This window comes from Saccharopolyspora sp. NPDC000995 (assembly GCF_053599315.1).
This window is the reverse complement of the sequence record NZ_JBSFLZ010000008.1, coordinates 1-18911: the sequence shown is the minus strand read 5'-3', so window position 1 is coordinate 18911 and position 18911 is coordinate 1. Positions and strand designations below refer to the sequence as shown.

Genomic DNA, 18911 nt, shown 5'->3' with positions numbered 1-18911 from the left:
CCTGTGCAGTCGATCTTCGGACGGATTAGCGTGGAGGCATGGATCCGGTCCCGGGAACCCCGAAGGTCACCAAAACCGAGCAGGAGTGGCGGGAACAGCTCAGCCCGAACGAGTACGCGGTGCTGCGCCAAGCCGCCACCGAGCCGGCCTGGCAGGGCGAGTACGTCGACACCAAGACGGTCGGGGTCTACGAGTGCCGCGGCTGCGGGGCGGAATTGTTCCGCAGCGACACCAAGTTCGAATCGCACTGCGGCTGGCCGTCGTTCTTCGACCCGACCGGCAGCGACGCGGTGATCCTCCGCGAGGACCGATCGCTGGGCATGGTCCGCACTGAGGTCCTGTGCGCCTCTTGCCACGGCCACCTCGGCCACCTGTTCGAGGGCGAGGGTTACGGCACCCCTACCGACCAGCGGTATTGCATCAACTCGATCGCTGTCCGCCTCGTCCCGGCGGAGTGACGATCACACGATCACTTCAACCTTGCACGGGAGCTTCGGAGCGCGGGACAGCCTCGCGTCGGCTGTCAGGAGCGGCACGTCCAGGCCAGCCGCTAGCGCCGCGTAGAGCGCGTCATAGAACGTGACCGAACCACGCAACTCCCACGCGGCTTGGCTGAGCGGACCTACGTGGGGATAGCGGTGGTCGACCAAGTGCTTCATCGCGAGGAGCGCAGTCGTCGCGGCTTCTGCCTCGATCTGCCCGCCCAACTCTTGTCTTCTAAGCACGTGCCCGACCTCTGCGTCGACGAGGTGCGGCGCGTGGCACTCGCTCCGCAGCAGCCGACGGCGCAGCTGACGGGCCCCGTCCGACACGACTGTGGTTGCCAACATGAGGGTCGAGGCGTCAACGACGAATTCGCTCAACGCCGATCAGCATCCTTTGCCGCGAGGATGCTCTCGACAGTCACTCCGGCGCCGCGATCGTGAGCAAGTGCTGCCTCGACTGCCGCCAGTGCTTCTTCTTTCGTCCGGCGCGACGCCATGCGCACGACTTCTTCGCGCATGTACGCCTGCAGCGACATCCCAGCGGATCGTGCTCGTTTGCGGATCGTCTCGTACGCCTCTTCCGGGATGTCCCGGATCTGAATGGTCGCCATGGCGCGATAATAGCGCAAAAGCGCTATTATCGCGCTGATTCCGCTGCCTCGTACCCGGTCAGGGGAGGCGGGTCACCAGGTCTGGGACGTCGACCCGGTGACCGGTGTAGAACGGGATCTCCTCGCGGACGTGGAGGCGTGCCTCGGTGCCGCGCAGGTGGCGCATCAGATCAACGATCCGGTGCAGCTCGTCCGCCTCGAAGGCCAGGATCCACTCGTAGTCGCCCAGCGCGAAAGAGGCCACCGTGTTCGCCCGGACGTCTGGGTAGTCCCGGGCTTCCTTGCCGTGGTCGGCCAGCATCGTGCGGCGCTCGTCGTCCGGCAGCAGATACCACTCGTAGGAGCGAACGAACGGGTACACGCAGATGTACTTGCGCGGCTCCTCGCCCGCCAGGAAGGCCGGGATGTGACTCTTGTTGAACTCCGCAGGACGGTGCAGCGCGACGTTGCTCCACACTGGTTCGGACGCCTGCCCCAGCGGAGTCTCCCGGCGGAACCCGGTGTAGGCCGCCTGCACTTCCTCGATCCGCTCCGAGTGCCACCAGATCATGTAGTCCGCGTCGGCACGCAGCCCGGAGACGTCGTAGACGCCGCGGACCACGACACCTGACTCTGCCAGCGAATCCAGGTACTCCTGGGTCTGCTGCGCGGCCTTCTCCCGGTTTTCGGGCAGAGTGCCCTGCTCGATTCGGAAGACCGACCACATGGTGTAGCGGATCGTGTCGTTGAGCTCGTTGTAGTTCAGCCGCGCCATGTCCTCATCGTCCCACTTCGCGTGGGCCGGCCCGCAGGAGGTCCCGCGTGATATCGGTCGCTGCCGCCGTCCCGGTGGCGATGCAGGCCGCGACGCCGACGCCGTGCAAGGCGGCACCGGCGATCGCCAGCCCCGGCACCTCCGCCACGGCGCGTTCGACGTCGGCGATGAGGTCCAGGTGCCCCACTCCGTACTGCGGCAGGCCGCCGCCCCAACGCACCACCACGGAGTCCACGGGAACCGGGGAAGTCCCGGTCAGCTCCGCGAAGTCCGCTGCGACCCGGCGCAGCAACTCGGCGTCGTCCAAGCGGAGCTCCGCGGCCTCGCCGAACCTGCCGACCGAGCCGCGCACGAGCAGCTCGCCGTCCGCTCCGCGCAGGTGCGGCCACTTCTTGCTGGAGAAGGTGAATGCCTTGGCAGTGAACGGGGTCCCGTCGGCGTGCTGCTCGCCACGCGCGATCAGCACCCCTGAGGCCTCGGGCAGCCGCGTGTCCGGCGGCAGGGCGAGCCCGACCACGATCGAAGACGACAGCTCCACCTCCGCCAGCTTCGCCGCTGCGGCCGGAGCGGCGTCGTCGAGCAGCTTGCGGGCAGCCGGTACGGGCACTGCGAGCACCGCGGCGTCGACATCCAGGAACTCGGGGCTGAGCGCGGCCCCGATCTCCAGGCGCCAGCCGGAATCCGTCCGGGCCAGCTGCCGCACCGGGAACCCCAGCCGCACCTGGGCGTCGGCGGCGATCAGCAGCCGGTCGATCAGCTCCCGGTAGCCGTAGCGGAACGCACCGAACACCGGTGGTTTCGGCGAGTCTTCCGGTTTCGGCGAGGGCAGTGCCGAGGCCGCGGCCGCGGTGATCGACTCCGCTCCGGCGTCGAGCGCGGCGGCCAGTGCCGGAATTGTCGCCCGCAAGCCGAGCAAGTCCGCACTGCACGCGTAGACGCCGCCCAGCAGCGGCTCGACGAGGCGGTCGACGACCTCGTCGCCGACCCGCCATCTCAGCAGCTCGCCGACCGAGATGTCGGCGCCGCCGAGCCGAACCGGCGGCAGGTCCGCCTCCGCTCGGACCGCGGCCACCCCCGCTGGGGAAAGCACGCCCTGCACCGCGTCCGCCGAAGCCGGGATGCCCATCACGGTCCCATCGGGCAACCGGCAGGTCCGGCGGCCGACGCGCACCGTCGCGCAGACCTCACCCGGGTGCACGATCTCATCGGGCACGCCGAGCTGCTCCGCGAGCTGCCGGACTTCCGGGCGCCGGTCGAGGAAGGCCTCCGCCCCGACGTCGTAGCGGCAACCGGCCAGCTCGACCGTGCGGAGCTTGCCGCCGAGCCGGTCATCCTGCTCCAGCAGCACGATTTCAGCGTCCGGCCCCAGCTCGCGGCGAAGCCGGTAGGCGGCGGTGAGGCCAGCGATCCCGCCTCCGACGACTGCGACCCGGTACGCCATCACTGCTGGCTCGCGGCGTGTACCAGCTCGACGACCCGGGTGAGCACCGCGGGGTCGGTGGTGGGGAGCACCCCGTGACCGAGGTTGAAGATGTGCCCGCCGACGGCCTTGCCTTCGCCGAGGATCCGGTGCACCTCGCGCTCGACCGCGTCCCACCCGGCGAACAGCACCGCCGGGTCGAGGTTGCCCTGCACCACTGGCTCGGCCGCGTCCGGCTCCGCCGCCCGCAGCCGGTTCGCCGCCTCATCCAGCGGCACCCGCCAGTCCACGCCGACCACGTCGGCGCCGACGGAGCGCATCGCGCCGAGCAGCTCGCCGGTGCCGACCCCGAAGTGGATCTTCGGCACGTCCGCGATCTCCGCGATGCCGGCGAAGATTCGTCGGCTGTGCGGCAGCACGAACTCGCGGTAGTCGCGCAGCGAAAGGGCCCCAGCCCAGGAGTCGAAGAGCTGGATCGCATCGACCCCGGCCGCCAACTGAACCTTTAGGAACTCCAGCGTCGTGTCGGCCAGCCGCTCCAGCAGCGCGTGCCAGGTCTGCGGGTCGGAGTGCATCAGCGCCTTGGTGCGCTCGTGGTTGCGGCTCGGGCCACCCTCCACCAGGTAGGAGGCAAGGGTGAACGGGGCACCGGCGAACCCGATCAGCGGCGTCTCCCCCAGTTCGCGCACCAGCAGTCCGACCGCGTCGGCCACCGGCGCGACCTGCGACGGGTTCAGCCTCGGCAGCGCGGCGACGTCGGCGGCGGTGCGCACCGGGTTTGACACGACCGGCCCGGTGCCCGCGACGATGTCCAGGCCGATGCCAGCCGCGTAAAGCGGCAGCACGATGTCGCTGAACAGGATCGCGGCGTCCACTCCGTGCCGCCGCACCGGCTGCAGCGTGATCTCGGTGACCAGCTCCGGGGTCAGGCACGCCTGCAGCATCGGCACACCCTCGCGGACCCTGCGGTACTCCGGCAGCGAACGCCCCGCCTGCCGCATGAACCAGACCGGGGTGTGCCGGGGGGTACCGCCGCGAGCGGCGACGAGCAAGGGGGCGTCGGCGAGGTCCCGGCGGGCCGAAACCGGCGCGGAGTTCGCGGAATTCGTCATCGAGGTCGCTGTCCGTACGTCGATCGGTGTCCCCGGGACGGCGCCGCGGCGGGCCGGCCGGGCTTGCGCCGCAATCTTCGCACGCCTGCCTCCCGCCCCTGGCCGAGAGCCTGCCGTCGGCCGCTGGTGCGCCCTCGCCCCCCGAATTCCGAACGACCTCGACCCGGCCACGGACGCCACATACCGGCGATGGCCGGCGGGACCGAGAAAGCCAGATGCACCTCGACACCGACCGCGGCCAACTCCTCGGCCACGAACCGCCAACGGTGCAGCCCTCCACCACGATCGCCGCATCTACCGCACCACCGGCCGGGCACCGTTGCGTCAGCCAACCACGCAACACGGCCCGTGCAGGTATCCACATGATCAAAGGTGATCTGCTGACGGTGGACCCTGCTGGTTAATTTCGGCGCGCTGTTGGGGCTGTTTGGGAAGGTGCGGGCATGAAGCGAACAGACGTTCGTGTCGTCGACCGATGCGAACAGGCCGTCCACCACACACCGGTTGGCGAGGTAGAACCGGACCACTCCCGCGACCAGCCCCCCGCCGAATTAGCCAGCAGGATCACGGTGCACGCCAAAACCGCCAACGATAGTCATCGGGACCCCTCAAGCTCCCGAACAACATGTGACGCACTCAATCCTGCGCCTGCGCTGAGGCGGTCCTCATCACATGCCATCTTTCGGCGTGCCTCCGCCACCACCCGCGTTCGGCCGCCTACAGTCGGCGGCGTGACGGAGATGTCGGCGACGCCCGAAGTCTTCCGGCAGGCTGTTGCCGCGTTGACGTCGTTCCGCCCGCGGGCCGAGATCGAGCTGAGCGAGGTCGGGCCACCGAAGCGCCTGGCGCCCTGGGCGCATGCGCTCGCCGCCGAGGCGAACGGGCCAGCCGACGAGCTCGCCACCGCTCGACTGGTGCTCCTCTACGATCCGGAAGGCCAGGCGGCGTGGGACGGCGCGTTGCGGCTCGTCGTCTACCTGCGGGCCGAACTCGACCCGGAGCTGGCCACCGACCCGCTGCTGCCAGCGGTGGGCTGGTCGTGGCTGACCGACGCGCTGGAGGACTCCGGCGCGTCCTGGACCGCCCTTGGCGGCACGGTCACGCTGACCTCGTCGGCCCGGTTCGGCGACATCGCGGGCCCGACCCGCAGCCATGATCTGGAACTGCGCGGCTCCTGGACGGCCACCGACGCCCAGCTGGAACCGCACGCAGCCGCGTTCCACGAATTGATGGCGACTGCAGCGGGGCTGCCCCCGGAAGGCGTCTCGATGCTCGGCGGGCGGCCCAGCGGCACAGCTCCGCGAGACTGAATCCGGATCGCCCGATCACCGGCTGTGCCGGTCGACTCCGGCGCGTAAGGTTCGGCGCAACCGATCCCCTCCCCCGCGGCGGGCGACACGCCGAAGCGCCATTTCCTTTCGCGAAGACCCGCGAGGCGCCCAAACCATTGAATACGCAAATTTTTCACAATCCGCGTTCGTATTACGTCGCTTGGCCACGCTCCGACGTTACGGAGATAGCTCACAGTCACCCAAAAGAGCGATACGGGCATGTTCAGGTAACAACTCGATCGGGATAGATACCCGATTGATCGTCCCGCTGACCCGCTTGGGCGGTTACGCTGCCCCCGACGACACCACTTTCGGTCGATCAGTGGCGCGGCTGATTGGTCGAGAGTCCCGGTGCCGGTCGGGGGGCACGACCGACTCCAGGGAGGTAGTGACGTGGCTGCCGTCGGCTTAGGTCAGGCCGCTCGAACCACGCCCGCCGGCACTTTGCCGGCCAACATGGTCCCGCACCCGCGGGAAGAGCTGTTCACGGTGCTCGTGGTGGACGACCATCCGCTGCTCCGGGAGGCAATCGCCGCCCGGCTGCTGCAGATGGGCGCTGGCACGGTGCACGAGGCCGCATCCATGGCCGAAGCCAGGGCTCGCGCCCTGGCGACTGGTCCTTGCGACCTCGCAATTCTCGATCTCGGGCTCCCGGACGGGACCGGCATCGAGCTGGTAACCGAACTCCGGAGCCAGGGCTGGCCACGGATCGTGGTGCTCGCTTCGTCCGATGACCCGTATGCGGTCCGGGCTGCCTTCCAGGCAGGTGCGCAGGCGTACCTGCTGAAGTCGGCCTCGCCGATGGTGGTCACCGACGGCGTGCGCCGCGTGCTCGACGGCGGCGTGTATGCCGATCCCAGCGTGGCGCCGGTGCTTGCCGCCGGTACCCGCGTGCCGGGAACGGACAACACGCCTCGCGAGCTGTCCGGGCGTGAAGTCGAGGTGCTCCAGTTGGTGGCCGACGGCCGCTCCAACAAGGAGATCGGCGAGGCCCTGAACCTGTCCGCGCTCACGGTGAAGAGCCACCTGTCGCGGATAGGGCGCAAGCTGGGCACCGGCGACCGGGCACAGATGGTTGCGCTAGCCATGCGGGCTGGCGTGATCCGATGACCGGACGCTGACGCACCCGCATCGGGCGGTCGACCCGACGAGCTCGGATGGAGTGGCCCACGGCGCGGGCCGAAGCACGTAAGGTCTGGTAGCCGTGGAAGCTGCAAGCCCCGAAACCGTCGGGTCCGACCGCCCGGAGCCGGTGTTGTTGACCGAACCCACCGACGGCGTGCCGCCGGTGGTGGACACACCGGCCGCGTTGAACGCGGCCGCGAACGTACTGGCTGCGGGGACCGGACCGGTCGCCGTGGACACCGAGCGCGCTTCGGGTTATCGCTACTCGCAACGCGCCTACCTGGTGCAACTCCGTAGAGAAGGCGCCGGCACCGTGCTGGTGGACCCGATCGCGCTCAACGGTGCGCTTGATCCGCTGCTGCCGGCCTTGGCCGACGCGGAATGGGTGCTGCACGCGGCGTCGCAGGACCTGCCGTGCCTCGCCGAGCTCGACCTGCGTCCGTCGCGCTTGTTCGACACCGAACTGGCTGGTCGGCTCGCCGGGTTCGAGCGCGTGTCGCTCGGTGCGCTCGTGGAGCGCATGCTCGGCTACCGACTGGAGAAGGGCCACAGCGCGGCGGACTGGTCTCGCCGACCACTTCCCCAGGACTGGCTGGTCTACGCCGCACTGGATGTGGAGCTGCTGACCGCCCTGCGCGACGCGATGCGCGACGAGCTGGAGCGGCAGGGCAAGCTGGGCTGGGCACATGAGGAGTTCGAGGCGGTTCGCACGGCAGCGCCCGCCCCGCCGCGTGCCGAGCCTTGGCGCCGCACGTCCGGCATTCACCGGGTGCGCAATCCTCGCCAGCTGGCGGCCGTTCGAGAGCTGTGGGAGACCCGGGACAACGTCGCGCGGGACCGCGATCTCGCCCCAGGACGCGTACTGCCGGACTCCTCGATCGTGCAGGCCGCGCAAGCCAACCCGAAGACCGAGGCCGACCTCGTCGCCCTGCCGGTGTTCGGCGGGCGTCAGCAGCGGCGCCGGGCCGCGATGTGGTTGCAGGCCCTGCGGGCGGCGCGTCGGCTGGAGAACGACGAGCTGCCAGCCCCGGCCTCACCGCACGAGGGCCCGCCCCCGACGAACCGCTGGGCCGACCGTGATCCGGCGGCCGCGGCGCGGCTGTCCGCAGCGCGTTCGGCGCTGTCGAAGATCGCCGAGCGCAACAGCCTGCCGGTGGAGAACCTGCTGCTTCCCGACCTGGTCCGGCGGACCTGCTGGACCCCGCCGGAGGACCGCAGCGCCTACGGCGTCGCCGAGCTGCTGCGCGACAAGGGCGCCCGCGAGTGGCAGATCAACCTCACGGCCGAGCCCCTGAGCAAGGCCCTCCATGCGACGGCCACGGACTGACGTCCGCAGTGCGGCGGTTCCACACGGAGCCGCCGCACGGGATCGTCGGTTACGGGTTGCGGCCGAGGAAGGCAAGCAGGCGGTCCTGCTCGGGCGCGTCGCTGGAGATGCGGACTTCTGGGCCGCAGACGCATCGCAGGTTCAGCTGCCGCGCGCAGAGGCCGGTGGCCTCGGCCATCTCGGCGACCGTCGTCCGGCTGGCGTGCTCGAGCATTCGCCGGACGGTCTCGGCAGCGGAGTCCTCCGGAGCCGCCGCCCCGAGCCATTCGCGAGCGTGTTCTTGGAGGACGCGAAGCCGGCTCCCCTGGTCTTCGGCGGCCCCGATCTGGTCGCCGAGGAGCCGTTGGGCCCGGGAGCCGAGCACGTCGTCCAGGGACACCCGCCTGTTGCGCAGCTCGCGGGATCGAAGTCGAGGACACTGCCCGCCCGCCCCGCGCGGAATCGCACGCCGACCGCCTCGGTGCCCTGCGGCACGGCGTACGACCACGCCTATGTTTCCGGGCCGCAAACGCGGATCACGCCCATGCTGATGCACAGCACGTCGACACAACCGTCCGGCACGATCGTCGCAGCGCCCGCCACGTCCGCAGTCCAACCGGTCACGAGGTCCGAGACCAAATCCGGGGCCACCGCCGAAGGGACGTACAGCACGGGGTCAGCCTAGAAGTGGCCACCGACGGTGGCGCTGATCATGATGTGAGACAGCCGACACGGTCAGCCCGTATGGTTACTGGTGGGTAATAAGCACTAGAGTGCGGTTACCGACCGGTAGTGACCGTTTGATCCGGCCGGCAACCATCCACCAAGCCAGTGAGGAGCACGCCGTGGCCGCACCTGCGTCGGCACCCGCCGACAGCCGCAGCCGCCAAGCGGTTCGGGACGTGGTCTTCGTCGACGGCGTACGCACGCCGTTCGGCAAGGCCGGTTCGAAGGGCCAGTACGCCCAGACCCGCGCCGACGACATGGTCGTCAAGGTCATCCGGGAGCTGCTGCGGCGGCATCCGGAACTGCCGGCGGAACGCATCGACGAGGTCGCCATCGCCGCCACCACCCAGATCGGCGACCAGGGTCTGACCATCGGCCGCAGCGCGGCGCTTCTGGCCGGGCTACCCAAGTCGGTCCCCGGCTTCGCCATCGACCGGATGTGCGCTGGCGCCATGACGGCGGTGACGACCCTGTCCAGCGGAATCGCCTTCGGCGCCTACGACGTGGCGATCGCCGGCGGCGTCGAGCACATGGGCAGCCACCCGATGGGCGAGGGCGTCGACCCCAACCCGCGCTTCGTCTCCGACAAGATCGTCGACCCGTCGGCGCTGATCATGGGCTCGACCGCGGAGAACCTGCACGACCGGTTCCCGACGCTGACCAAACAGCGCACCGACGCCTACGCGGCCCTGAGCCAGCAGCGCTACGACGAGGCACTGCGGGCCGGGAAGATCACGCCGGACCTGGTCGCGGTGTCCACCCGCTCCGAGCAGGGCTGGGGCCTGGCCACCACCGACGAGCCGCCCCGCCCGGGCACCACGGTGGAGGCGCTGAGCGGCCTGAAAACGCCGTTCCGGCCGCACGGCCGAGTAACCCCGGGCAACGCCGCGGGCCTCAACGACGGCGCGACGGGCTGCCTGCTGGCCGACGTGGACACCGCCGCCGAACTCGGCCTGCCGGTCGGGATGCGGCTGGTCGGCTACGCCTTCGCCGGCGTGGAGCCGGAAGTGATGGGCGTCGGGCCGGTGCCCGCCACGGAGAAGGCACTGCAGCGCGCCGGGCTGACCATCGACGACATCGGTCTGTTCGAGATCAACGAGGCCTTCGCGGTGCAGGTGCTGGCGTTCCTGCAGCACTTCGGCATCGACGACGACGACCCTCGGGTCAACCCGTGGGGCGGCGCGATCGCCTGCGGCCACCCGCTGGCGTCCTCCGGCGTGCGGCTAATGATCCAGCTGTCCCGGCACTTCGCCGAGCACCCCGAGGTGCGCTACGGCATCACGACCATGTGCATCGGCTTCGGCATGGGCGGAACGGTCATCTGGGAGAACCCGGACTACAACGCAGGAGGCGCCCAATGACAGTCGAAACTTCGACGACGGATTTCGCGGCGCTGTTCCCCGACGAAGTGGTGACCAAGGCGTTCACCAGGTTCGTCGACGTGCCCGGCCTAGCCGGCCAGCTCGCGCTGATCACCATCGACAACGGCCACGACCACACGCGCCCGTCCACCTTCGGCCCGGGCGGCCTGACCAGCCTGAACACCGCGCTGGACGAGGCGTTCGCCGCCGAGCCCGCGGCCATCGCGGTCACCGGCAAGCCGTTCGTGTTCGCCGTGGGCGCGGACCTCTCCGGGATCGGGCGGATCACCGAGCGGGAGCACGCCCACCAGATCGCCCAGGCCGGGCACGACGTGTACCGCCGGATCACCGAGTCGAAGATCCCGACCTTCGCGTTCGTAAACGGCGCGACGCTCGGCGGCGGCCTGGAGCTGGCGCTGTCCTGCCACTACCGGACGGTGTCTTCGAACGCGGGCGCGATCGCGTTCCCGGAGTGCTTCCTGGGCCTGTTCCCGGGCTGGGGCGGCACCCAGCTGCTGCCCAACCTGATCGGGCCTGATGCCGCGGTGACGGTGATCATCGAAAACGCGCTCAGCCAGAACCGGATGCTCAACCCGAAAAAAGCCCGTCAGCTGGGCGTCTTCGACGAGCTGCTGGAGAGCCCGGACTTCTTGGAGGAGTCCGTGCGCTGGGCGGTCCGGGTGGTCAACGGCGAGCAGGTCGTTACCCGCCCGAAGATCGACCGCGGCAAGGTCTGGGACGACGCCGTCGCCCGCGCCAAGGGCATCGTCGAATCCCGCACCCACGGCGCCTCCCCCGCGGTGACCAAGGCCGTCGAGCTGATCGAACTGGCCCGGGGCAACGACCTCGACGCGGGCTACGCCGCCGAGACCGAGGCGCTGACCGACGCGCTGATGTCCGACGAGCTGCGCTCCGGGCTCTACTCCTTCGACCTGACCCAGAAGCGGGCCAAGCGGCCCGCCGGGGCGCCCGACAAGTCGTTGGCGCGCAACGTCACCAAGGTCGGCGTCATCGGCGCCGGGCTGATGGCGAGTCAGCTGGCGCTGCTGTTCGTGCGCCGCCTTGAGGTGCCGGTGGTGATCACCGACGTCGACCAGGAGCGCATCGAACGCGGCTTGGGCCACATCCACGGCGAGATCGACAAGCTCGGCGCCAAGGGCCGCCTGTCGCCGGACGCGGTGAACCGCCTCAAGGCGCTGGTCACCGGCTCGCTGGACAAGAAGCCGTTCGCCGACGCCGACTTCGTCATCGAGGCCGTCTTCGAGGAGATGTCTGTCAAGCAGCAGGTGTTCGCCGAGCTGGAGGAGCACGTCTCCCCCGAGACGATCCTGGCCACCAACACCTCGTCGCTGTCGATCACCGAGATGGGCTCGAAGCTGAAACACCCGGAGCGGGTCGTCGGCTTCCACTTCTTCAACCCGGTCGCGGTGCTGCCGCTGCTGGAGGTGGTGCGCGGCGAGCAAACCGACGACGCCGCGCTGGCGACCGCGTTCAAGGTCGGCAAGCAGCTGAAGAAGTCGTGCGTGCTGGTCAAGGACGCGCCGGCGTTCGTGGTGAACCGGCTGCTGACACGGTTCATGGGCGAGGTCATCGCGACCATCGACGAGGGCACGCCGTTCGACGTGGCCGACAACGCGCTGGAGCCGCTGGGCCTTCCCATGACCCCGATGGTGCTGCTGCAGCTGGTCGGTCCGGCGGTCGCACAGCACGTCAACGAAACGATGCACGCGGCCTACCCGGACCGGTTCAAGCTCAGCGACAACATGCAGCGGTTCGTCGATGCTCGCAAGTCCGCGGTGTGGATCACCGACGAGTCCAGTCAGTCAGCGACGCGAAGCGCCTCCGCGGGGGACAGTGGCCGGGCGACGGGCGGGCAGGTCGTGGACCCGGAGGTCGCGGCGCTGTGGGCGCAGGGCGACAAGCCCTCGACGTCCGAGCAGGTCCGCGAGCGGGCGCTGAACGCGCTGGCCGAGGAGATCCGGATCATGCTCGACGAGGGCGTGGTCGCGCAGGCGCAGGACATCGACCTGTGCATGCTCATCGGCGCGGGCTGGCCGTTCTGGCTGGGTGGCATCACGCCGTACCTGGACCGCGCGGGCATCGCGGAGAAGGTCAACGGCAAGCGCTTCCTCGCCCCGGGAGTGGCCTCCGTCCCGGCTTGATAACCGGACGTGCGAACGGGGGCCGCGGCGATGTCGCTGCGGCCCCGTTCGCGTGCGTGAAGTTAGGGTGCGGATCACCGGAACCCGGCCCTGTTCGAACTCGATGTGGCCGCGCTTTAGGCTATGAGCGGGCTTTGAGCTCTGAACGTGGGCCGTAGCCGCTGCTTGGACGGTCGACAGACCCAAGCCCGCTCCGTTGCCGAGCGGCTCGCAGCTTTCGGTCCTTCAAACCGTTCCTGGTTGTGCGACTGGCAATCCAACATCTTCAGCCGCCTTGTGGAGACGATAGTCATAGGTCACGAATGCCGTCAGGCGCGAACCGAAGATCGCATGTGCCGTCGCAAGGTGAATCGCGGCGAGTGAACGCAACGAGACGTCTTGGTACGCAGCGGCCGTAGCTCGTACCACGTCGTCAATGTCGTAGACGCCGATCCTCTTCAGGACGGCGGGGGCGGCGCTGAGCAAGTTCGGCTCGTACCGTCTTAGTGCCCGCGGAACCTCCACCTCGACGAGCGCAGATGCGACCAGCGCTACATTCGGCTGTTGCTCCAGCCAATCCGCCAGGGCGTCGCTTTCTCGTTCTCGCCTTATCAGCTTGATGAGCGCAGCGCTGTCGAGGTAGATCACTAGTAGCGCTCCTCATCCCGTAGCTCACGGATGAGCGCGCCCGCGTCCACGTCAGTTCGAACAGGGCCGAGTGGCCGAGGCATCGACCCCTCCAGAGTTGGCGGGCGGAACTTCCCAGAAGCGATCAGCTCGCCGAGAGGGTGGGGATGCGCAGGAATGATCCTGGCGATGATGGCACCGCGCTCGGTGATGTCGATTTCCTCGCCGCGCTTGACTCTGGCCAGGACGCTGGACGTCTCCTGGTTCAACATGCGGACGGGCACCTCGCTCATGACCAGAGTGTAGAACACCGATGTTCTACATGCGATCCAGGTCACGGTGCGGCGGGGAGTTGGATCGTCACCGAGAGGCCTCCGGCTGGGAGGGGTTCCGCCCGGACTCGGCCGTGGTGGGCCTTCGCCGCCGCTTGGACGATCGACAGGCCCAGACCCGCTCCGTTTCGGGCCGTTCGCTGGACTCCTGCCCGGCGGAACGGCTCGAAGAGGGATTCCACTTTGCCCGCCAGGATTCTCGGCCCCGACGACGACACCCGCAGGGTTGTCCACTGTGGATCGCTGCCGGTGCTGATCTCCACCCAACCGCCATCGACGTTGTGGCGCACCGCGTTCTCCAGCAGGTTGCCTGCCACGCGCTCCAGCAGCGCCGGATCGCCGACTGCGAATGCCGGCTCCTCGCAGCACTTGATGCGAAGTCCGCGCTGCCGCGCCTCCTGCTCCACCGCGCGCAGCGCGCGGCCCACGAGCTCGGTGAGGTCCACCGGCTCCCTCACCGCCAACTCCACACCTTCCGTGCGGGCCAACAGGAGCAGGGCCTCCACCAGCCGCTCCGCGCGCGCCGTCGCTTCGCGGACCACATCGGCCATCCGGCGCAGCTCCGCCTCGTCGGCGTCGGGGTCCGACAGCGTGACGTCGAGCTCCATGCGGATCACCGACAACGGCGTGCGCAGCTCGTGACTCGCGTTGGCGACGAACCTGCGCTGCGAGTCGAACGCCGCTTGCAACCGGTCGAGCATCGCGTCGAATGTGTCGGCCAACTGTGCGACCTCGTCGCGAGGGCCGGTCAACTCGATCCGCTCGTCCAACGACTCCGCGGACAACCGGCGCGCGGCGTCAGTCACGTCGTGCAGCGGTCGTAGCACGCGGCCGGTCACCATCCACGCCAGCAGCGCAGCCGCCAGCACCACGGCGACGAATGCGAACCCGCCGATCAGCAGGACCTGCTGCCGCGCGGAGTCGCGCAGCGCCTCGCCGAGCAGTTCCGCAGGCACATCTACGCCGTGCACCCGGACCCGTCCCGCGGGCAACCGGGGCACCGCGGCCACCACGTTGCCAACCAGCACCCATCCCAGCCACAGCAGCAGCCCACTGACCGCGGCGACCAGCGCCGTCGCCAGCAGGGTCAGCCGCGTTCGCAGGCCCGGCCCGCGGCGGGTGGTCGATCGGGCGGCCGCGCTCATGGGCTCAGTCCCGAGCGTGCTCAGCGCGGCCTGCCGACGGCACCCGGTAGCCGGAGCCGACCACGGTTTCGATGATGCTCGGCTCCCCCAGCTTCTTGCGCAGCGTCATCATCGTGACCCGCACCGTCGTGGTGAACGGGTCGGCGTTCTCGTCCCAAACCCGTTCCAGCAGTTCCTCGGAGCTCACCACGGCGCCGCCTGCCGCCAGCAGCACCTCAAGCACGCCGAACTCCTTGCGGGTCAGCTCGACCTCGCCGTCCTGCCGGTGCACGGTGCGCCGCGCAGAATCCAGCTCCAGCTCCAGCGCGGTCAGCAGCGGCGGTTGCGCCGGAGTGGCGCGACGCCCCAGCGCCCGGACCCGGGCGATCAGCTCCGCGAACGCGAACGGCTTGGCCAGGTAGTCGTCGGCGCCCAAGGACAACCCGGTGACGCGGTCCTCGACCGTGCCGCTGGCGGTGAGCATCAGCACCCGGGTCAGCTCGCCGGAGAACACCAGCCGGCGGCAGAGCTCGTCACCGGACATGCCTGGCAGGTCCCGGTCGAGCACCAGCACGTCGTACCGGGTGATCGACGTCTTCTCCTGGCCGCTTTCGCCGTCGTAGGCGACGTCCACGGCCATGCCTTCCCGGCGCAACCCGCGAACTATCGCATCGGCCAGCGGCTTCTCGTCCTCGACGACCAGGATTCGCACACGTTCACCCTGCCACAGCAGCCAGGCCGCAACTTCAATGGAAATCGCGGCGAGTTATCCACAGGCTCCGGTGTGTCGGGTACCTGACACACCGATCGGGTGCGATTTCTATGGAAATCGGACCTTCGATTTCCATATTGAAATCACGCTCTTCGGCCTCAGCCGTTCGCCGCTTCCGGGCGCTCGTTGTCGGCCGCGACACGCAGCGACACGCGGGACCCGCGCTGTTTGGCGACCCACTCGGTGATGCGGCGGGCGATGTCCTGCTCGGTCAACCCCAGCTCGGAAAGCACCTCGTCGCGAGACTTGTGGGTCAGGAACTGGTTCGGCACCGCCAGGTCTCGCAACGGGACGTCCAGCTCTGCGTCGCGCAGCGCCGCCGCCAGCGCCCAGCCGAAGCCGCCGTGCCGCCCGCAGTCCTCCAGGGTGACCACCAGCCGGTGCTGGTCGGCCAGCTCGACGATCTGCCCCGGCACCGGCACTACCCAGCGCGGATCGACCACGGTGACCCCGATGCCCTGCGCCGAAAGCCGCTCCGCCGCAGCCACCGCCAGCTCCGCGAACGCGCCAACCGCGACCAGCAGCACGTCGTTGCTCTCACCGGCGGTCGGGCGGCGCAGCACGTCCACCCCGCCGACCCGCTCCACGGCTGGGACCTCCTCGATCACCGAGCCCTTGGAGAACCGGACCACGGTCGGCCCGTCGTCGACAGCGACCGCCTCGCGCAGCTCCTCGCGCAGCGTCACCGCGTCGCGCGGCGCCGCGACCTGGATGCCCGGGATCAGGCCGAGGATCGACAGGTCCCACATGCCGTTGTGGCTGGCGCCGTCGTCGCCGGTGATCCCGGAACGGTCCAGGGTCACCGTGACCGGCTGCCTGTGCAGCGCCACGTCCATCAGCAGTTGGTCGAACGCGCGGTTCAGGAACGTCGAGTACACCGCGAACACCGGGTGCATGCCGCCCATCGCCAGCCCGGCCGCCGAAGTCATGCCGTGCTGTTCGGCGATGCCCACGTCGATGCAGCGGTCCGGGTAGGCCTCACCGAACTTCTTCAGCCCGGTCGGGCCGAGCATCGCGGCGGTGATGGCCACCACGTCCGGGCGCTCGGCTCCGATGCGCACCAGTTCCTCGGCGTAGACGTCGGTCCAGCTCTTCGGGGCTGGCTTGGTCGGCAGCCCGGTCTCCGGGTCGATCACCTTGACCTGGTGCATTTGCTCGGCCTGGTCGTTCTCGGCTGGGGCGAACCCGTTGCCCTTGCGGGTCACCGCGTGCACGATCACCGGGCCGCCGAAGGACTTGGCCATCTGCAGCGCGTGCTCCATCGCGCGCAGGTCGTGGCCGTCAACCGGGCCCAGGTACTTGATGCCGAGGTCCGAGAACATCACCTGCGGGCTGATCGCGTCCTTGATGCCACTCTTGGCCGCGTGCAGGCCGGTGTAGAGCGAGCGCCCAACCACCGGGAGGTTGCGAAGCGTGCGGCGGCCGCTCTCCAGCGCCTTCTCGTAGCTGGGGTTCAAGCGCAACGCGGCGAGGTGCTCGGCGAGGCCGCCGATCGTCGGCGAGTAGGACCGGCCGTTGTCGTTGACCAGGATCACCACCGGGCGCTCCTGGTCGGCGGCGATGTTGTTCAGCGCCTCCCAGCACATGCCGCCGGTGAGCGCGCCGTCGCCGACGACCGCCACCGCGTGCCGCGGCTTGCCGCTGAGCTGGAAGGACCGGGCCAAGCCGTCGGCGTAGGACAGCGCCGTCGAGGCGTGGCTGTTCTCCACCAGGTCGTGGTCGCTTTCGGTGCGCGACGGGTAGCCGGAGAGGCCGTCGCGCTTGCGCAGCCGGTCGAAGCCGTCCTGCCGACCGGTAATGATCTTGTGTACATACGCCTGGTGACCGGTGTCGAACACGATGGCGTCCTGCGGCGAGTCGAACACCCGGTGGACGGCCAGGGTCAGCTCCACCGCGCCAAGATTCGGTCCCAGGTGCCCACCGGTGCGGGACACCTTCTCGATCAGGAAGTACCTGATCTCCGAGGCCAGTTGCACCAGCTCAGCGTGCTTAAGGCTCTTGACGTCGGCCGGACTGTGCACGGACCCCAGCAGCGTCACCGTTCCACCTCACTTGTCGTGCCGGTCGGTTCATTCGCACGCTGGGGCCAGCTGGCTGCCTGGCTCCGCGCGATGCATAGCTCGCCTCAGTCTACGGAGCGGGCTGCCGACGGCCCGGTGTGGTGCATGAGGGAGCGCGGAGCGATCCGAAGCGAGGGTCCCGCGCATTCGTGTTCCGCCGGACGGCCGATGGCCAGCGTTCGGCGGATCATCCCAGGAGGACCGAAATGACCAATTCAGATGGCCGAAAGGCCGAGTTGGAGGCGCGTAACAGCAATGTGCGAGCAGGTGTGATCGCTGCTGGAAGGCTTGCAGCGGCAGACCTCTCAGTTGCAGGAGGCGCAGGCGGCGGCGATGGCAGCCACCGGCGAGGCGACCTCCTCGGATGGGCTGGCGACCGTGCCAACGCTGTGGGCATCGTCACCGATGTCCAGATCTCGCCATCTGCGTTCAAGTCCAGCACGCCGGAGAAACTGGCCCGGAGCTTCCTGGAGGCCTCGCAGGCGGCGGCACAGGACGCGCGCGCCAAGGCCGACGCCGCGATGGCCCCGTTGCAGGAGGGTGTGCCCGACTTCTTCCCGGGCGCCCCGTCGCTGGAGGACCTGGTTCCCGCTCCGCCGGAACCGACCACCCTGCCGGTTTCGCCCAACCCGCCCGAGAACGACGACTGGGACGACTTCGAACCCCGGTCCGGTTTCCAAAAGGACCTGTGGTGACGGGATTCGACGTGCGCCCCGAGGCGTTGCGCGCCGCCTCCCCGCAATTCGACGGCGCGGCGGGCAAGCGGCAGGCGGCGCTGGACAAGCTCAACGGGGCGCTCCAGGCGAAAGGCGAGTGCTGGGGCAACGACGAGGCCGGGCAGAAGTTCGCCTGGGACTACGAGCCCGGCTCGCAGTCGGCCACCGATGCCTTCACCGGACTGACCAGCGCCCTGCACCAGATCCGCGGCGAGCTCGACAACACCGCGAGGAACTGGGAAACCGACGACATCAACAACGCGGACAGCTTCCGCTGAGCACGGAGAATCCACATGGGAATCGAGATTCCGGATGCGGTGAAGTGGCTGACGCCGATCGTCGTGGGGGCCAGCTGGCCGGCAGGTGACGAGACCGCGCTGCGCCGGGCCGAAGCCGCGGCCTACGGGGCCGGCAAGGGCGCGCTGTCCGGCATGCTGGGCAACACGATCAACAAGGGCCTGCACGGCGAAGCGCCGGGCTGGGGAGATCTCACCTCGGGGGCGATCTCCGGCGGCGTGGCCGGGGCGACCGGCGGCATGCAGAGCCGGCACGAGGGCCTGAACGCGACGCGGGATGCGACGGCCGCGGCGACGGCTGGGTGTCGGGCGAGAACAACCGGGGCTGGCGGTCCAAGTCATCGGAGGGCGCGGTGCACGGGGCCAATGTGGACAGTCCCTACAACCGCGGTTTCAATTCCACCCACGGCCAGCACATACCCGGCGACGGCGGCCCGAACAACGTCAACAACAACCCGTACGACGACGGCAGCCGGTCCTATTCGGAAGGGTCGGCACAACCCCCGTCGAACCCGGAGAGGAGGGTCGAGAACTGGCGCGGTGGCGTCGGTCGGCGGTAGGGCACGGGGCCGCTAATGGCCTCGCGGTTTCCCGTGAGGTCGTTCTTTCCCC

At 69.3% G+C, this 18911-nt stretch carries 21 protein-coding genes; 9 read left to right on the top strand and 12 right to left on the bottom strand.

From position 1 onward, the window contains the following. Window positions 1-38: 38 nt before the first annotated feature. On the top strand, window positions 39-458 hold the full coding sequence (gene msrB / locus ACWDKQ_RS04685) for a peptide-methionine (R)-S-oxide reductase MsrB (RefSeq protein WP_450137390.1): 420 nt from the start codon (window positions 39-41) through the stop codon (window positions 456-458). Between the two features lie 3 nt (window positions 459-461). Here msrB and ACWDKQ_RS04680 read toward each other — a convergent pair whose 3' ends face one another. From ACWDKQ_RS04680 to hemE, 5 genes are read right to left on the bottom strand one after another with little or no spacing between them, the layout of a single operon-like run. Beyond that, entirely contained in the window at window positions 462-863 is a 402-nt protein-coding gene (locus ACWDKQ_RS04680) for a PIN domain-containing protein (protein ID WP_450137389.1), read from the bottom strand. Next, on the bottom strand, window positions 860-1096 hold the full coding sequence (locus ACWDKQ_RS04675; RefSeq protein WP_450137388.1) for a FitA-like ribbon-helix-helix domain-containing protein: 237 nt from the start codon (window positions 1094-1096) through the stop codon (window positions 860-862). The genes ACWDKQ_RS04680 and ACWDKQ_RS04675 overlap by 4 nt, the downstream gene beginning before the upstream one ends. Window positions 1097-1154: 58 nt before the next feature. Continuing rightward, window positions 1155-1850 (bottom strand): hydrogen peroxide-dependent heme synthase, encoded by a 696-nt coding sequence (hemQ, locus tag ACWDKQ_RS04670; RefSeq protein WP_450137387.1) that lies wholly within the window; start codon window positions 1848-1850, stop codon window positions 1155-1157. A 4-nt stretch (window positions 1851-1854) separates the two neighbouring features. Continuing rightward, window positions 1855-3291 (bottom strand): protoporphyrinogen oxidase, encoded by a 1437-nt coding sequence (hemG, locus tag ACWDKQ_RS04665; protein ID WP_450137386.1) that lies wholly within the window; start codon window positions 3289-3291, stop codon window positions 1855-1857. Further along, window positions 3291-4382: a uroporphyrinogen decarboxylase gene (gene hemE, locus ACWDKQ_RS04660; RefSeq protein ID WP_450137385.1), complete on the bottom strand. Its 1092-nt coding sequence runs from the start codon at window positions 4380-4382 to the stop codon at window positions 3291-3293. Before hemE ends, hemG begins: the two co-directional genes overlap by 1 nt. Before the next feature lie 740 nt (window positions 4383-5122). Here hemE and ACWDKQ_RS04655 point away from each other — a divergent pair. The 3 genes from ACWDKQ_RS04655 (at window position 5123) to ACWDKQ_RS04645 (ending at window position 8165) form a co-directional block, all read left to right on the top strand. After that, window positions 5123-5692, top strand: coding sequence for a DUF3000 domain-containing protein (locus ACWDKQ_RS04655; protein ID WP_450137384.1), 570 nt, complete (start codon window positions 5123-5125; stop codon window positions 5690-5692). A 414-nt stretch (window positions 5693-6106) separates the two neighbouring features. After that, window positions 6107-6823, top strand: coding sequence for a response regulator (locus ACWDKQ_RS04650; protein WP_010695004.1), 717 nt, complete (start codon window positions 6107-6109; stop codon window positions 6821-6823). Window positions 6824-6917: 94 nt separating this feature from the next. Further along, window positions 6918-8165, top strand: coding sequence for an HRDC domain-containing protein (locus ACWDKQ_RS04645; RefSeq protein WP_450137383.1), 1248 nt, complete (start codon window positions 6918-6920; stop codon window positions 8163-8165). A 49-nt stretch (window positions 8166-8214) separates the two neighbouring features. On the opposite strand, the gene ACWDKQ_RS04640 is transcribed toward ACWDKQ_RS04645, so the two are convergent. Next, window positions 8215-8544: a hypothetical protein gene (locus ACWDKQ_RS04640; RefSeq protein WP_450137382.1), complete on the bottom strand. Its 330-nt coding sequence runs from the start codon at window positions 8542-8544 to the stop codon at window positions 8215-8217. 110 nt (window positions 8545-8654) lie between these two features. Further along, window positions 8655-8816 (bottom strand): hypothetical protein, encoded by a 162-nt coding sequence (locus ACWDKQ_RS04635; protein ID WP_450137381.1) that lies wholly within the window; start codon window positions 8814-8816, stop codon window positions 8655-8657. Between the two features lie 173 nt (window positions 8817-8989). On the opposite strand from ACWDKQ_RS04635, the gene ACWDKQ_RS04630 reads away from it, so the two are divergent. Together ACWDKQ_RS04630 and ACWDKQ_RS04625 are read left to right on the top strand one after the other, a co-directional pair. After that, window positions 8990-10231 carry a thiolase family protein gene (locus ACWDKQ_RS04630; RefSeq protein ID WP_450137380.1) on the top strand — a complete coding sequence of 414 codons (1242 nt, stop codon included), beginning with the start codon at window positions 8990-8992 and terminating at the stop codon, window positions 10229-10231. Next, on the top strand, window positions 10228-12393 hold the full coding sequence (locus ACWDKQ_RS04625; RefSeq protein ID WP_450137379.1) for a 3-hydroxyacyl-CoA dehydrogenase NAD-binding domain-containing protein: 2166 nt from the start codon (window positions 10228-10230) through the stop codon (window positions 12391-12393). The genes ACWDKQ_RS04630 and ACWDKQ_RS04625 overlap by 4 nt, the downstream gene beginning before the upstream one ends. Window positions 12394-12618: 225 nt before the next feature. Here the strand turns inward: ACWDKQ_RS04625 and ACWDKQ_RS04620 are convergent, their stop codons facing one another. From ACWDKQ_RS04620 to dxs, 5 genes are all read right to left on the bottom strand, one after another. Further along, entirely contained in the window at window positions 12619-13020 is a 402-nt protein-coding gene (locus ACWDKQ_RS04620) for a type II toxin-antitoxin system VapC family toxin (RefSeq protein WP_450137378.1), read from the bottom strand. Then, window positions 13020-13310 carry a type II toxin-antitoxin system Phd/YefM family antitoxin gene (locus tag ACWDKQ_RS04615; protein WP_450137377.1) on the bottom strand — a complete coding sequence of 97 codons (291 nt, stop codon included), beginning with the start codon at window positions 13308-13310 and terminating at the stop codon, window positions 13020-13022. Before ACWDKQ_RS04615 ends, ACWDKQ_RS04620 begins: the two co-directional genes overlap by 1 nt. Window positions 13311-13333: 23 nt before the next feature. Next, on the bottom strand, window positions 13334-14476 hold the full coding sequence (locus tag ACWDKQ_RS04610; protein ID WP_450137376.1) for a sensor histidine kinase: 1143 nt from the start codon (window positions 14474-14476) through the stop codon (window positions 13334-13336). A 4-nt stretch (window positions 14477-14480) separates the two neighbouring features. After that, entirely contained in the window at window positions 14481-15167 is a 687-nt protein-coding gene (locus ACWDKQ_RS04605) for a response regulator transcription factor (RefSeq protein ID WP_450137375.1), read from the bottom strand. 158 nt (window positions 15168-15325) lie between these two features. After that, window positions 15326-17266, bottom strand: coding sequence for a 1-deoxy-D-xylulose-5-phosphate synthase (gene dxs, locus ACWDKQ_RS04600; protein ID WP_450137374.1), 1941 nt, complete (start codon window positions 17264-17266; stop codon window positions 15326-15328). 227 nt (window positions 17267-17493) lie between these two features. Between dxs and ACWDKQ_RS04595 the strand changes: the two genes are divergently transcribed. The 3 genes from ACWDKQ_RS04595 (at window position 17494) to ACWDKQ_RS04585 (ending at window position 18859) form a co-directional block, all read left to right on the top strand. After that, a complete protein-coding gene (locus tag ACWDKQ_RS04595) occupies window positions 17494-17982 on the top strand; it encodes a hypothetical protein (protein ID WP_450137373.1) in 489 nt (162 codons plus the stop codon). Next, the gene (locus tag ACWDKQ_RS04590) at window positions 17979-18281 is read left to right on the top strand and encodes a WXG100 family type VII secretion target (RefSeq protein WP_450137372.1); all 303 of its coding nucleotides are present in this window, start codon (window positions 17979-17981) and stop codon (window positions 18279-18281) included. Before ACWDKQ_RS04595 ends, ACWDKQ_RS04590 begins: the two co-directional genes overlap by 4 nt. Window positions 18282-18601: 320 nt before the next feature. Further along, window positions 18602-18859: a hypothetical protein gene (locus ACWDKQ_RS04585; RefSeq protein ID WP_450137371.1), complete on the top strand. Its 258-nt coding sequence runs from the start codon at window positions 18602-18604 to the stop codon at window positions 18857-18859. Window positions 18860-18911: the final 52 nt, after the last annotated feature.

Excerpts from the sequence above, each read along its gene's own strand:
- msrB (WP_450137390.1), top strand. The coding sequence starts at position 39 with ATGGATCCGGTCCCGGGAACCCCGAAGGTCACCAAAACCGAGCAGGAG.
- ACWDKQ_RS04675 (WP_450137388.1), bottom strand. The coding sequence starts at position 1,096 with ATGGCGACCATTCAGATCCGGGACATCCCGGAAGAGGCGTACGAGACG.
- hemQ (WP_450137387.1), bottom strand. The coding sequence starts at position 1,850 with ATGGCGCGGCTGAACTACAACGAGCTCAACGACACGATCCGCTACACC.
- hemG (WP_450137386.1), bottom strand. The coding sequence starts at position 3,291 with ATGGCGTACCGGGTCGCAGTCGTCGGAGGCGGGATCGCTGGCCTCACC.
- hemE (WP_450137385.1), bottom strand. The coding sequence starts at position 4,382 with ATGACGAATTCCGCGAACTCCGCGCCGGTTTCGGCCCGCCGGGACCTC.
- ACWDKQ_RS04655 (WP_450137384.1), top strand. The coding sequence starts at position 5,123 with ATGTCGGCGACGCCCGAAGTCTTCCGGCAGGCTGTTGCCGCGTTGACG.
- ACWDKQ_RS04625 (WP_450137379.1), top strand. The coding sequence starts at position 10,228 with ATGACAGTCGAAACTTCGACGACGGATTTCGCGGCGCTGTTCCCCGAC.
- ACWDKQ_RS04610 (WP_450137376.1), bottom strand. The coding sequence starts at position 14,476 with ATGAGCGCGGCCGCCCGATCGACCACCCGCCGCGGGCCGGGCCTGCGA.
- ACWDKQ_RS04595 (WP_450137373.1), top strand. The coding sequence starts at position 17,494 with ATGACCAATTCAGATGGCCGAAAGGCCGAGTTGGAGGCGCGTAACAGC.